Consider the following 13,989-nt stretch of genomic DNA (forward strand, 5'->3'; position numbering starts at 1 on the left):
ATTAGCATGAGCATTGATTTTATACTGCCAGATATTGGCGAAGGTATCGTTGAATGTGAACTGGTTGAATGGCTAGTAGCAGAAGGCGATGTAATTGCAGAAGATCAGCCCGTTGCTGATGTAATGACCGATAAAGCCTTGGTTCAAATTCCTGCGATGTATTCTGGCGTAGTAGATAAACTTTATTACGCAAAAGGTGATATAGCGAAAGTTCATCAACCTTTATTTGCTATGACACCAGAAGGTAGCGCCGATACTCAAAGCTCTGCTGAGCCGTTAGTTGCAGAAGCAGCTGCTGAAATACCTGTAGTTCCAGCAGCTGCTGCGAATGCCGGTACACAAGTAGAAGACTTTATTTTACCTGACATTGGTGAAGGTATTGTTGAATGTGAATTGGTTGAATGGTTAGTGGCCGAAGGTGATTTGATAGAAGAAGATCAACCAATAGCTGACGTAATGACTGATAAAGCTTTAGTACAAATTCCCGCAATGCATAAAGGTAAAGTGGTTAAGCTTTATTATGCTAAAGGTGAAATTGCCAAAGTTCATTCGCCATTGTTTGCCATTGAAATTGCCGCCACAGGACAAGCTCCTGTTGCATCTGCACCAGCTGTAACAGAAGCGCCAAAAACTGTTCCTGCTAAAGTTGAGACTAAAGCACCTGTTGCTGAAGCACAATCAATATCAACAAAAGTTGTCAATGAAAAAGCGGTAGCTAGTCCTGCTGTACGCCGTGTTGCTCGTGAATTAAATGTTAATATTCATCAAGTGCCGGGCAGTGGGAAAAAAGGCCGAGTATATAAAGACGATGTTTTAGCGTTTAATCAAGCACCAACAGTGCCTGTTAATACTAGCGTTGCTGAAGTTGGCAATGTGGTTGGTGGCACACGTGTAGAGCCTATTCGCGGTATAAAAGCGGTCATGGCTAAAGCTATGGTTCGTTCCGTATCGACTATTCCTCACTTTACCTATTGTGAAGAAATCGATATGACTAATTTGATCAAATTGCGTGGCGAGCTAAAAGAAGTTTATGCCAAGCAAGATATCAAATTAACCATGATGCCTTTCTTTATGAAAGCAATGTCGTTAGCGTTGAAACAATTCCCGTTAGTGAATACGCAAGTTAATGAAGATTGCACTGAGCTGACTTATTTTGACGATCATAATATTGGTATGGCTGTTGACTCAAAGGTAGGTTTGTTAGTACCGAATGTTAAAAAAGTACAAACAAAATCTATCTTAGATTTAGCCGCTGATATTACGCGCTTAACTAACGATGCGCGTTCAGGTAGAGTGCCTGCCGCTGATTTGAAAGGCGGTACTATCACCATTTCAAATATCGGTGCTATTGGCGGTACGGTGGCAACACCTATTATCAATAAGCCTGAATCTGCCATTGTTGCACTGGGTAAGTTACAAAAATTACCACGCTTTAATGATAAGGGTGAAGTAGAAGCACGCTCCATTATGCAAGTAAGTTGGTCTGGCGATCATCGTACTATTGACGGCGGCACCATTGCTCGTTTTTGTAATTTATGGAAGTCATTCCTTGAAGAGCCAAGCAATATGCTAGTGCATATGTCTTAAATTTTTCATGACGATATAAATAGTAAAGGTCTGCATTGCAGGCCTTTTTATTTTCAGGCAATAAAAAAGCCCTAATTTAAGAAAATTAAATTAGGGCGAAAGCAAAAGCCTAAACGTTTTTTTGGGGAACTTCTTGAAAATTAATAATCTACAGCGAGCAGATATTTATTAACTCGGTAAGAATACCGAACTTTTATGACAAAATGGTGACAACGCTAACAATAGTATTAAATTCTATGATAATTTATTCAAACTTATACCTTTTTAATAAGGAAGCCTAGTGGCAGAAAAGAAACTCCAGCATTTTTACATTGCTGAAGATCAGTCGATTTATTTACTAAACCATGAAGATGCAACCAAGTTAAAGCAATGGGTTGAGCTTTGTCGTCAGCAATTAACCTTGTTGGGGTATCAAAATATCGCTTTGATTGGTAAAGGGGCTTATGGCTTTGTTTTTGGCGGTGAAGACGAGCATGGTCAATCGCAAGTGTTTAAATTTTCTCGTATTAATTTACCGCAACATGTTCAAGACCGCTTAGCAGAAGAAGCCGATATTCAGCGACAACTGTCTCATCAGCGCATTCCAAAAATTATTGGCTATTACAAAATCAAACGGCAATCCATTGTCCATATGGAGCGAGCACCGGGTATAGACCTAGAAAAACTTTCTTTTCAAAAAGGACCATTAGCGAGTGAATTAGTGGTTAAAATTGCCATACAACTGGCCGAAATTTTAAGTTACTTACGTGATACTCAACAACACGAAAAAGGTCGGCCATTTGTTCATGGTGACATTAAACCTTCAAATGTGGTGTTTGACCCTGCAACTGAGAAAATTTACCTGGTTGATTGGGGCTCGGCAGTACCCGCACAACTAGACGTTAACGGACAATCAACCGCTAATAATATTATGGATTTAATGAGTAGTGACTTGCAAAATAGTAATGCACGCTTAGGTGATGTCTATTTTATTGGCGATGAGCAAATTAGCGGAGAAATGTCCTCACCGCGCTTTGACGAGCAAGGCTTAGCGGCAACATTATATGCCCTAGCTTCTGGTCAGTCATGTCGTTACGGCAGCGCGGTGATCACGCCATTATCTTTGGGGTTACCTAAATTACTGGCACAAATATTATCAGGCATGTTAAGCAAAGACAGAAGGACGCGAAATAGAGCCGGAGACTACTTCTTTAAGCATTTAGCCTTGTTAAAAAATACTGTCATGGCTGATCCACCTTTACCCGTAGAAATTAAACCATTGGTACCGGTTTGGTGTAAACGTTTTCATAAAGATATGGATACGGTGGTGTATGGTTCTCGTAAATCTTTCTTACGCGAGTCTTCTGACTTAGATGAATTAAGCGAAATAGATGATGTACAGCTTGAGAAATATTATAAAAATTATCTTATGGGAATGGGCGATACCGAAAAGGCTTTTATTGCTGCGGTAAGCCGTTTAGCTAACTTTCCTGTCGTGGGCGGATTAGCCGTACGCTGGGAAAAAAATGGTGTGCATATTGATTCAAATCTATCGCTTTTTGACCCTAGTTTAAAAACGTCATTTCAAAGTGCGGTAAATAATATGGTCCGTCTTGCTCAGGGGATATTCAGAGTCGGGGTATTTAAAAGTTGTTTATTCAATGCCCGTAATACTTTACATTTTGAACGTGAGAATGAAGTAGACCCATTTCAAGCTAAATCAAGCCAAGCTATCAATTATGATGTCAGTGATGTTGCCGTTATCGATGACATCACGCGATTACATTCTTATTTTGAAGACGGTGTTGATCCAGACGAATACCTCTATTTACCCGATGAAATTATGACAGTGCTAGCGCGTTTAAACCAAATTCATCATACCGGTTGCATTATTTTTGAGGTGCTACCGCGACATTTGAAAATTCACAGTTATTTAATGTTGTTAAACCACGATAAAGAAGTGGAATTTAAACAGTGCTTAACGGAAATTTTACAGTTACTCCCTACCATTACTGGTAATGGTATTTCTGGTTTTATGAAACTACCCTACAAAGATACGCGATTTTTTGAACATATAAATGGCTTACCCGATAAATACTATCCAAGAAACCCAAAACAAAAAAAGGAGAGTTAATTATGAGTGATAATAAAATAGGCACAATGGCGTGGCTTGATATATCAGTAGATAATGCGCCTGAAGTAAAATCTTTCTATGAAGATGTAATCGGTTGGAAAAGCGAAAATATTGCTATGGGCGATTATGATGATTACGCCATGCTTGAGCCAACCAACAACGAAGCTGTGGCGGGCATTTGCCATGCAAAAGGGGTAAATAAAGATTTACCACCCGCTTGGTTACCCTATTTTTTGGTGGCGGATATTGAAGCTTCATTGCATGCCGTGCTCGCTAATGGAGGTAAGTTAATTACTGAAATTAAATTTATGGGTAGTGATAAGTATGCGGTGATTAAAGATCCCGCAGGTGCTGCTTGTGCGATTTATCAAAAAATTTCGCAGTAGTTACATCAAGTAAAATCGTCAGCACTTAGCTCAGGGTAATAATCAAGGCAAAGTATTAGTCAGCAAATTTCACTAATTTATCGAATTAATAATCTTTATCCCTAATTTGGGGCATTAGTGTAATTCGTTGACAGTCACTTAAAAGACAAAACCAATACGCCGCCACCTAGGCACTGAGGGACTTCGTCTTGCACCGAGAAGAGCAAAACAATTAAAGTAAGATTTAGCCTAATCCTGCATTTATTTACTCATTCTTTTCTCATTCATTTCTTCCTGTAATATTTAGCAAATGATCCACAGGGAGAACACAATGAGAACGGAATGAGGTAATACCAATTTGATTAATTAAGTGTTCTACTTTTTCATGAGGAAAATGGATAGCTACACTGGATAATTACAAGGCACAAAATTTAGTCAGTAATTATGCTACTTGTAAATTTTATAACGCCGCAGTTATTCATTTTAACCATTAACCGTTAGCCATTAACCGTTAACCGTTAAACATGAGCAGCTAATTAATCAACTTGGTATAAACCACCTTGAGCGGGTTTACTGTTGTTAGCAACATACTATTGGTTTAATGTTATTCGTATTTGCTGTCGCGACCCGCTGTGAAAATTCATCAGCTAAGCATTCAGACTCTTTTAATACGGTTTGCCAGTACTTCAATCGAGTCGATGGGTCTAAATCAATAAAGTCTTTTCGGTCGGGAATTTTCCCATAAGGTAGGCGAGCAATAAATTCGGCTGAAGGCACTAACATTACGGTATTCTTATAATATTGTGCGTTAACCTTGCGTGATAAGTTCTTGTCAAACCAGCCCGCTTTTGGCGTTGGTGAAAAATGAGGGTAAAGCGTAAGCCCGGAGGTTGGCTTTATATCTACATCAAAGTGATAATCAATGATCCCACCGTCACGATACATGCCTTTTGGCGAGCCGATAATATCTTTAATACCTTCCATAACAACAGGAATAGAGCCAGAAGCAAGTAAACTCGAGGTTAAGTTTTCATTATTTAGCGCTTGATGCTGGGTATTAAAGTTAAAATTGTCGTTGATGGTTAACTGGCTTTTCGGGTGATGGTATACATAGCGTTGGTATTGTTTTGCCAGTAAACCGCGATTAACTTGATTAAATGCCATACTAGATATTAAGCCAAAAAATAACGGTATTTTGTGTTCTAAGGACGTTAAACCACGACACTTTGCGACAATAAAATGTGCCTTAAATACCGGATTGTTGATGATTTCGTTACTACCGTTTGGACCTAAAACTGCTTCAAGCAGTGCTAAAGCTTTGGTAGTAATTTCTTGCTTGTTAGCTTTAACAGAATATGTGGTTTCTGAATACAGTGTGGCTAAGCGAGTAATAGCAGCAACAGGATCGTTTTGGCTAAGCGCAGCAAAGCGAAATGCGCCAGCTGAAGAGCCGACTAAATTTAACTCTGAACTACGGTCTTTAAAGTATTCACCAAAAAGGTATTTATCTAAACCAAATAAGCTAAACCATTTAGGCCCGCCACTTGCGCCAAGCATAGTGGTAAAAAGTGTTTGCTTAAAACCTTGTTGTTGAATTGTTTTTAAGGCATCGCTGCCGCAATAAATATCTAGCATATTAGCCATTGTTAGATAACGTCTCTTTTGGTTATTGGTTATTGGTTATTGGTTATTTGTTATTGGTTACTTGGCGTATTCACTTTATTCGTTAATAATCGTGTTTACCGAAACCGGTTTGCCCGATAGGTAAAAACAACGTTTGATAAAGCCTAGTGGCATATTCATCGGTCATGCCGGCGACATAGTCAGCGATCACACGGTGTTGATTTTGATTATTTTCTTTTGCCATTTGCCAACGTACTACCGTACTTTTTGGCAGTAAACGCTCAGGATCAGAAGATAGAGCCTCAAATAACTCCATAACAATTTGTTGACCACGGTATTCTAATTGTTGAATTGACGTTTGCTTAATAACATATTGATAAACAAAGTCTTTAAAAATTTGTAACACTTTTGCTGGAAACAATGGATGCACAGCATTAAATCGTAAAAGTGGCTCTTGAAAATCACAAGCTTTGGTTTTATTAATATCGACTAATTCAACAGCGGTTATTAAGTAATTGACGAGACCACCAATAGCTTCTTTTTGTTTATAACGTTGATTGCTAAATAAATTACCGGCTAAGTTTTTACTGTAATCTTGTAACCATTTATCGTCAATTTTTAGCAACTTCTGGATGACATTTTCGTCAAAATCTTGTTGATTTACTACGCCAGTTACTATGGCATCTTCTAAATCATGAATGCCATAGGCAATATCGTCAGCTAACTCCATCATTGAACAATCTAAAGACTTATATACCGTTTTACTATGATTATTGCTTTTTGTTTTAAATTGTTGAAAAAGCTCCTTATCTTGTTGACATAATGGCGACAATACCCAGTTAATCATCTCAATGTCGTCGAGATATAAGCCTTTTGGCGGATGCCATTTTGAGGCTTCTAACTGACGAAAAGAGGCTGGTAAGACTTGAGGGGTGTCTTGCTGCAAGTTGCCTAACGTTTGCGGATACTTTATTAAGCCGAGCAATGTTCTGCGGGTTAAGTTCATACCAAAATGTTCACTAAAAGGCTCTAAGTGCGCAACGATTCGAAAGGTTTGTCCATTGCCTTCAAAGCCGCCGTGATCACGCATCATATAATGTAAGGCAACTTCTCCACCATGACCGAAGGGTGGATGGCCAATATCATGCGCTAAACATAACGATTCAATTAAACTGTCGTCAGCGGGAAGTAGCGCTGTGCTCTGCTCAGGATATTTACTGCGAATTTGCGCGATAATGCCACTGCCAATCTGTGCGGCTTCTAAAGAGTGAGTTAATCGAGTGCGGTGAAAATCACTTTGACCACTACCCATAACCTGGGTTTTTGATTGTAATCGTCGAAATGCGGCAGAATGGAGGATACGTGCTCGGTCACGTTGAAATGGGCTGCGGTGGTCTTGATGTCTTTTCGCTACTCGCTCTAACCGTCTTTCTAGCCAAGGATTTTCCATGATACCTCTATTTCAAAGTGAATTAACCGAACGATACAAATAGTATATTATTCTTTAAAGGAAGGTAATACCAAATCCATTAAGTTAATCCTAGCTTAGCGAACGCAAACAGCTTGAGACCGACTTTTAGTGTTTTACCTCATTCCGTCCTCATTCTCTTCTCCCTGTGGATCATTTTCTAAGTATTACAGGGAGAAGTGAATGAGAAAAGAATGAGTAAATATTGAATAAGTGTGAAGTTAGCTAAGATCTTACTTTAATTGTTTTTGCTCTGCTCGGTGTAGGACGAAGTCCCTCGGTGCCTCGGTGGTACAATGCTTTTGTGTCTTAAGTGACCGTCAACGAATTACGCTAATGACCCTAATTAGGGATACATATCTATAATTCGATAAATTAGTGAAATTTGCTGACCAATATTTTGCCTTGTTTTACCTCATTCCGTCCTTATTGTTTTCTCCCTGTGGATCATTTTCTAAGTATTACAGGGAGAAGTGAATGAGAAAAGAATGAGTAAATATTGAATAAGTGTGAAGTTAGCTAAGATCTTACTTTAATTGTTTTTGCTCTGCTCGGTGTAGGACGAAGTCCCTCGGTGCCTCGGTGGTACAATGCTTTTGTGTCTTAAGTGACCGTCAACGAATTACGCTAATGACCCTAATTAGGGATACATATCTATAATTCGATAAATTAGTGAAATTTGCTGACCAATATTTTGCCTTGTTTTACCTCATTCCGTCCTTATTGTTTTCTCCCTGTGGATCATTTTCTAAGTATTACAGGGAGAAGTGAATGAGAAAAGAATGAGTAAATATTGAATAAGTGTGAAGTTAGCTAAGATCTTACTTTAATTGTTTTTGCTCTGCTCAGTGTAGGACGAAGTCCCTCGGTGCCTCGGTGGTACAATGGTTTTGTGTCTTAAGTGACCGTCAACGAATTACGCTAATGACCCTAATTAGGGATAAAGATTGTTAATTCGATAAATTAGTGAAATTTGTTGATCAATATTTTGCTTTGTTTTGCCTCATTCCGTTCTCATTCTCTTCTCCCTGTGGATCATTTTCTAAGTATTACAGGGAGAAGTGAATGAGAAAAGAATGAGTAAATATTGAATAAGTGTGAAGTTAGCTAAGATCTTACTTTAATTGTTTTTGCTCTACTCGGTGTAGGACGAAGTATCTCGGTGCCTCGGTGGTAAAATGATTTTGTGTCTTAAGTGACCGTCAACGAATTACGCTAATGACCCTAATTAGGGATAAAGATTGTTAATTCGATAAATTAGTGAAATTTGCTGACCAATATTTTGCCTTGTTTTGCCTCATTCCGTTCTCTTTCTCTTCTCCCTGTGGATCATTTTCTAAGTATTACAGGGAGAAATGAATGAGGAAAGAATAAGAAAATAAATGAAATGCTCGGCAAGATCTTACTTTAATTTTTTTGCTCTACTCGTTGCAGGACGAAGTCTCTCGGTACCTCGGTGGTAAAATGATTTTGTGTCTTAAGTGACCGCCAACGAATTACGCTAATGACCCTAATTAGGGATACATATCTATAATTCGATAAATTAGTGAAATTTGTTGATCAATATTTTGCCTTGTTTTGCCTCATTCCGTTCTCATTCTCTTCTCCCTGTGGATCATTTTCTAAGTATTACAGGGAGAAATGAATGAGGAAAGAATAAGAAAACAAATGAAATGCTCGGCAAGATCTTACTAAAATTTTTTTGCTCTACTCGGTGCAGGATGAAGTCCCTCTGCGCCTCGGTGGTAAAATGATTTTGTGTCTTAAGTGACCGTCAACGAATTACGCTAATGACCCTGATTAGGGATAAAGATTGTTAATTCGATAAATTAGTGAAATTTGTTGATCAATATTTTGCCTTGTTTTGCCTCATTCCGTTCTCATTCTCTTCTCCTTGTGGATCATTTTCTAAGTATTACAGGGAGAAAAGAATAAGAAAAGAATGAGAAAATAAATGAAATGCTCGGCAAGATCTTACTTTAATTGTTTTGCTCTACTCGGTGCAATACGAAGTCCCTCGGTGGTAAAATATTTTTGACCATCAAGTTATTTATTGGCAATAAATATCGCACGTTTTGGCGCTGGGTAGCCTTCAATAGTTTTGCTGTTATCATTAGGGTCAAGAAAGTCTTGTAATGATTCAGTGTCTATCCAGTCGGTTTTACGTTGTTCGTCAAGCGCAGTTATATCGGTATTAACTACGCGAATATTTTTAAATCCACAGCGCTCAAGCCAGGCACACATAGCGTCACAACTGGGTAAAAACCACACGTTGCGCATTTTTGCATAGCGTTCACCCGGCACTAATACGGTATTTTCATCACCATCAACCACTAACGTTTCTAGCACTAACTCGCCGCCTTTGACTAATTGCGCTTTTAATTGGTAAATAAAGTCTATCGGTGAGCGACGGTGATATAAAACACCCATCGCAAAAACTGTATCGAAAGCATTCAGCTCAGGTAACTGTTCAACACCTAAGGGTAAAAGGTTAACGCTGTCATCTTGTACAAAATGTTGTATGGCTTGAAATTGCGACAAAAACAATTGTGTTGGGTCAATACCCACAACAAACTCTGCACCTGCACCGCGCATTCGCCACAAGTGATAGCCACTGCCACAGCCAATATCTAAAACATAACGATTACGCAAATCACTTATATGTGGCGCTAAGCGATCCCATTTAAAATCTGACCGCCATTCTGTATCTATATGCAGCCCATGAATATGATAAGGGCCTTTGCGCCAAGGTTTGAATTTTTTAAGTAAATTTTCTAGACGTTTATACTCGCCATCATTAATATCAGCCCGTTCTCCGGCTCGTACCGTGGTACTAATATCAATACTCGATGGTGATGTTTTAGGCAGTGCAGTGATGGTTTTTTGCCATTGGGCAAATTCGCCATGTAAATGTTGCTCACGCCACTGAGTAAGTTGAGCGGGTAAAGTGTTTAGCCAATGGCTTAATCGGTTACTGGCTATTTTTTGATAAAAGCTGTTAAATGAAATCATTAGTTTATTTAATCGCGATCAGTGAAAAGAAGTTAAAACATTGAAACCAAGGTGCGTTATGGTTAAATCCAGCGAGTTTCAAGCGCTTTAAATGAGTGTCTAAATTATCAGTGAGCATAACGTTTTCTAGCGCGGTACGTTTTTGGGCAATTTCTAATTCGCTGTAACCATTAGCACGTTTAAAGTCATGATGTAGATCAACAAGTAACTCATTGCAAACGGTATCGGTATGGGCTATTTTTTCTGACAATAGCAATAAACCACCGGGGTTGAGACCTTTGGCTATTTTATTTAACAATAGCTGACGTTGTTCTGGTGCGATAAATTGTAAGGTGAAATTTAGCACCACCATTGAGGCATTTTCAATTTCAATATTAAGAATATTATCTTCTATTATCTCAACCGGGGTATCACCTTTAAAAGCGCTAACATGCATTTTACAGCGTTCAACCATGGCGCTAGAGCTATCAATACCGATAATTTTGCAGTTTTTTGCTGTTATACCTTTACGCATAGCGAGTGTTGCTGCGCCAAGAGAGCAACCCAGATCATACACTTGGCTATCATCAGTAACATAGCGTTGACTTAGTCGACCTATGGTATCGATGATAGTACTATAACCGGGTACTGAACGGCTGATCATATCAGGAAAAACTTCAACGACTTGCGCGTCGAAAGCAAAATCTTTGATTTTGCTTTGCTTATTAGAAAATATTAAATCGGTATCTGATGCTTGCATGATGTTAAAGCTATACTAACGTTAGAAGATATAAAAAGGTATTTTACCTGATATTTTCAACGATAAACAAGACAATGTACTTTTATGTTATTCATTAGCAGGCAGTAACAGCCTATTTATTGCCAAATTTTACTGACAGCAATAACTAAAATAACAATAATGAGAATTTAAATTGGCTTCAAGATATTTTACGCAACGAGTAATAGTGTTCACCTTGATGACAGTGCTTTTGGCGCTGCCTGTTTCTGCGCAAAATATTAAACAAACTTATCGTATTGCCATTAACAAAACCTCTTACCCTTATCATTTTATCGACAAAGAACAACAAGCCGATGGCATGATGGTCGAACTTTGGCAATTATGGGCAAAAAAGCAAAATGTTCAGCTGGAATTTGTAGCACTTAATTGGCAACAAACCATCAAACAAGTGCAAGAGCGAGAATTGGATATTCACGCCGGTATATTTAAAAGCACTGAAAGAGCTAAGCACTTAGATTTTAGTATGACTTTTTTTACCCAAAGCCGGCACCTTTTTCTACATCATTCAATAGCACATTTAAAAAACATATCACAACTTACGCCCTATACCGTAGGTGTTGTTGATGGTTCAACTCATGCCATTTCAATTAAAAGCAAGTACCCCAATTTAACGTTAAGGTCTTTTTCTAATCGTAATGCTCTGTATCGAGCTGCCATGGAAGGTGAAATTTTGATGATGGCGGGTGTTGAAAAGCTGTCTAAAAATTTTTCAGAGTATGAATTACTTAATCAGCAATTTCCTGCGTTTGCGAAAGTTACTTATGACACCGGTGGCTATAGTGCAGCAGTCGCTAAAGGAGAAAGTCAACTTATTGATTTTATAAAGCAAGGGATGGAAAAAATTTCTGATCAAGAGCTATTAACCATTAAGAAGAAATGGCTAATAAGTGACAAGTCAGAAAATGTGATTACATTTTCATATTCAAATAATCAAATGCCTTTTTCAGGAACATCTCTTGCTGGTAATGCTCAAGGTTTTTTTGTTGAGTTGTGGCAAATATGGGCAAAAGCTAATGACCAAGATATCGAATTTATCCTTGTTGATTCGAATGAATCTACCCAGACTGATAATAGCCTTGCCGATATTTATATACCTAACGTGACGAGTGAGAAAAATAGCTCTGAAAGTGTTTTAGGGCCGGTTATTTATAATATTGATTATGGTTTGTTTTTATCGAACAATATCAATAAAATACTTCATATATCTGAAATTGAGAATAAAAATATTGGCGTGGTATCTTCACCGAGCTTTGTTAAAGATATTCAAAATAAAGCCAATAGTGCTGTCATTATTAATTTTGATAATTATGAGGCGATGTTTGAAGCTGCAGAGCGGGGTGAACTTGATGTTATCGCAGGTCAAAGTGATATTGTTGAAAATTATTTAATTAAATATAAGCTACAGTCCATCTACTTAAAATTTAATGGTTATGTTTTTAAACGTGATATTCATGCGGTGTTCAATACAGTTAACCCGGAATTAAGCCAACTAATAGTAGAGGGCTTTGGTGAAAATGTATTAGCTGACTTAGCCACGTTAGAAAAAAAGTGGCATTTAGATAAGACATCGGCGTTTTTTAAACGCCAATTAGCTGTTTTGGCATTAACAGAGCCAGAAGAACAGTGGGTAAAAGATAATAATGTCGTTAAATTTGGCATAACCAAAAACTGGATACCTGTTGAGTTTATTGATAAATATGGTGAAGTTAAGGGAATAAATCCGGATATATTTCAGCTGATGAGTAGTCGGCTTAACATTAAAATTGACTATGTTGTTCATGAAAGTTTTAACGAGCTTTATCAAGCATTATTAGTCGGTGATGTCGATGTTATTGGTAGTGTTGTAGCCACACAAGAACGTAAAAAAGAAGTGTTATTTACTGACTCATATTGGAGTATGCCGTGGGTTATTTTACATCCACGTGAACTCGGTAAACAATTAAACTTAGCCGACTTTAGTGGTAAGCGCTTAGCCATTGCTAAAGGTTACTATTTGGTATCTATTATTAGGAAAAACTTTCCACTGATTGACTTAAGATTAGTAGACGATAATGAAGAGGGTCTATTAGCTATTCAAAAAGGTATAGTTGATGGCTATATTGATAGCTTATCATCAGGCACTGAGTTACTGAAAAGGGAAAGTTTGGTTAGCTTGTCAATGTCAGTCCTTGAAGAAGTGGATAAAAATGGTAACCATTTAGCGGTCAATAAATCGTTACCTATGCTAGCAAATATCCTTAATAAAGCGGTTTTAAGTATTTCAGATCTTGATAGTCAGCAAATTTATGAAAAATGGTTTGATGTGAATATTGAAACTGGCTTAGATAAAAGTGTTGTACTGCGTGTAGCGTTGCAAGTGGGGGCACTGATAACCCTCATCATCATCATTATTATGGTTTGGAACCGCCGTTTATACTTAGAGATTAAAAACCGTAAAAAATTAGAAAAAAAAATGCAATATATGGCCACTCATGATGACCTCACTGGCCTTGCTAATCGTGTTTTATTGAAAGATAGACTCAACAGTGCGATTTCTTTTCACCAACGACAAAAGCTTTTAGTGGCGGTGCTATTTATAGACCTTGATGGCTTTAAAGATATTAATGACACTCATGGTCATGATGTAGGTGACGAACTGTTAATCGAAGTGGCAACACGCTTAACTGGTTGTGTGCGAGAGTCTGACACGGTTGTGCGGTTTGGCGGTGATGAATTTGTGCTGTTACTTACGGGGTTACATAATCAAGATGAGGCTGCATATGTTGCTGATAAAGTTTTAAAGTTGATTCAACAACCGATAAAATTATCTGAAGTAAGTGCGACGATTGGCTGTAGTATTGGTATTGCAATGTTTCCCGACGATGGTGATTCAGATAACGAGCTATTAAAAATAGCAGATTCGTTAATGTATGACGTTAAAGCCGCGGGGAAAAATCATTATGCCTTTAATCGTAAAGACGACTCTGCTGTCTAATTCATAACATAACTCATACTATTCAAAGAATGTCGGGTGACTTTACCTAGCATTGCTTTATAATGTCGG

General features: G+C 38.0%; 8 protein-coding genes. 4 read left to right on the forward strand and 4 right to left on the reverse strand.

Annotated features, from left to right (window positions below; all coding sequences use genetic code 11):
• The first annotated feature begins 6 nt into the window (after positions 1-6).
• From A3Q33_RS13605 to A3Q33_RS13615, 3 genes are all read left to right on the forward strand, one after another.
• Complete coding sequence (locus A3Q33_RS13605; RefSeq protein WP_081180423.1) at positions 7-1,587, forward strand: dihydrolipoyllysine-residue acetyltransferase; 1,581 nt, start codon at positions 7-9, stop codon at positions 1,585-1,587.
• 280 nt (positions 1,588-1,867) lie between these two features.
• Complete coding sequence (locus A3Q33_RS13610; RefSeq protein ID WP_081180424.1) at positions 1,868-3,700, forward strand: protein kinase domain-containing protein; 1,833 nt, start codon at positions 1,868-1,870, stop codon at positions 3,698-3,700.
• Between the two features lie 2 nt (positions 3,701-3,702).
• On the forward strand, positions 3,703-4,086 hold the full coding sequence (locus A3Q33_RS13615; RefSeq protein WP_081180425.1) for a VOC family protein: 384 nt from the start codon (positions 3,703-3,705) through the stop codon (positions 4,084-4,086).
• Between the two features lie 558 nt (positions 4,087-4,644).
• On the opposite strand, the gene A3Q33_RS13620 is transcribed toward A3Q33_RS13615, so the two are convergent.
• The 4 genes from A3Q33_RS13620 to cmoA form a co-directional block, all read right to left on the reverse strand.
• Positions 4,645-5,700, reverse strand: coding sequence for a hypothetical protein (locus A3Q33_RS13620; RefSeq protein WP_081182604.1), 1,056 nt, complete (start codon positions 5,698-5,700; stop codon positions 4,645-4,647).
• A gap of 91 nt (positions 5,701-5,791) precedes the next feature.
• Complete coding sequence (locus A3Q33_RS13625) at positions 5,792-7,138, reverse strand: anti-phage deoxyguanosine triphosphatase (protein WP_081180426.1); 1,347 nt, start codon at positions 7,136-7,138, stop codon at positions 5,792-5,794.
• Positions 7,139-9,202: 2,064 nt separating this feature from the next.
• Positions 9,203-10,168, reverse strand: coding sequence for a tRNA 5-methoxyuridine(34)/uridine 5-oxyacetic acid(34) synthase CmoB (gene cmoB, locus A3Q33_RS13630; RefSeq protein ID WP_081180427.1), 966 nt, complete (start codon positions 10,166-10,168; stop codon positions 9,203-9,205).
• 4 nt (positions 10,169-10,172) lie between these two features.
• The gene (cmoA, locus tag A3Q33_RS13635; RefSeq protein ID WP_081180428.1) at positions 10,173-10,907 is read right to left on the reverse strand and encodes a carboxy-S-adenosyl-L-methionine synthase CmoA; all 735 of its coding nucleotides are present in this window, start codon (positions 10,905-10,907) and stop codon (positions 10,173-10,175) included.
• 217 nt (positions 10,908-11,124) lie between these two features.
• Here cmoA and A3Q33_RS13640 point away from each other — a divergent pair, with 217 nt between their 5' ends.
• Entirely contained in the window at positions 11,125-13,920 is a 2,796-nt protein-coding gene (locus A3Q33_RS13640) for a transporter substrate-binding domain-containing protein (protein ID WP_081180429.1), read from the forward strand.
• The last annotated feature ends 69 nt before the right edge of the window (positions 13,921-13,989 follow it).

The organism is Colwellia sp. PAMC 21821, from assembly GCF_002077175.1.
GTDB lineage: Bacteria > Pseudomonadota > Gammaproteobacteria > Enterobacterales > Alteromonadaceae > Cognaticolwellia.

What these genes read in the sequence shown, in the direction of transcription:
- A3Q33_RS13640 (WP_081180429.1), top strand. Translation starts at nt 11,125, where the DNA reads ATGACAGTGCTTTTGGCGCTGCCTGTTTCTGCGCAAAATATTAAACAA.
- A3Q33_RS13625 (WP_081180426.1), bottom strand. Translation starts at nt 7,138, where the DNA reads ATGGAAAATCCTTGGCTAGAAAGACGGTTAGAGCGAGTAGCGAAAAGA.
- A3Q33_RS13620 (WP_081182604.1), bottom strand. Translation starts at nt 5,700, where the DNA reads ATGCTAGATATTTATTGCGGCAGCGATGCCTTAAAAACAATTCAACAA.
- A3Q33_RS13605 (WP_081180423.1), top strand. Translation starts at nt 7, where the DNA reads ATGAGCATTGATTTTATACTGCCAGATATTGGCGAAGGTATCGTTGAA.
- cmoB (WP_081180427.1), bottom strand. Translation starts at nt 10,168, where the DNA reads ATGATTTCATTTAACAGCTTTTATCAAAAAATAGCCAGTAACCGATTA.
- A3Q33_RS13615 (WP_081180425.1), top strand. Translation starts at nt 3,703, where the DNA reads ATGAGTGATAATAAAATAGGCACAATGGCGTGGCTTGATATATCAGTA.
- cmoA (WP_081180428.1), bottom strand. Translation starts at nt 10,907, where the DNA reads ATGCAAGCATCAGATACCGATTTAATATTTTCTAATAAGCAAAGCAAA.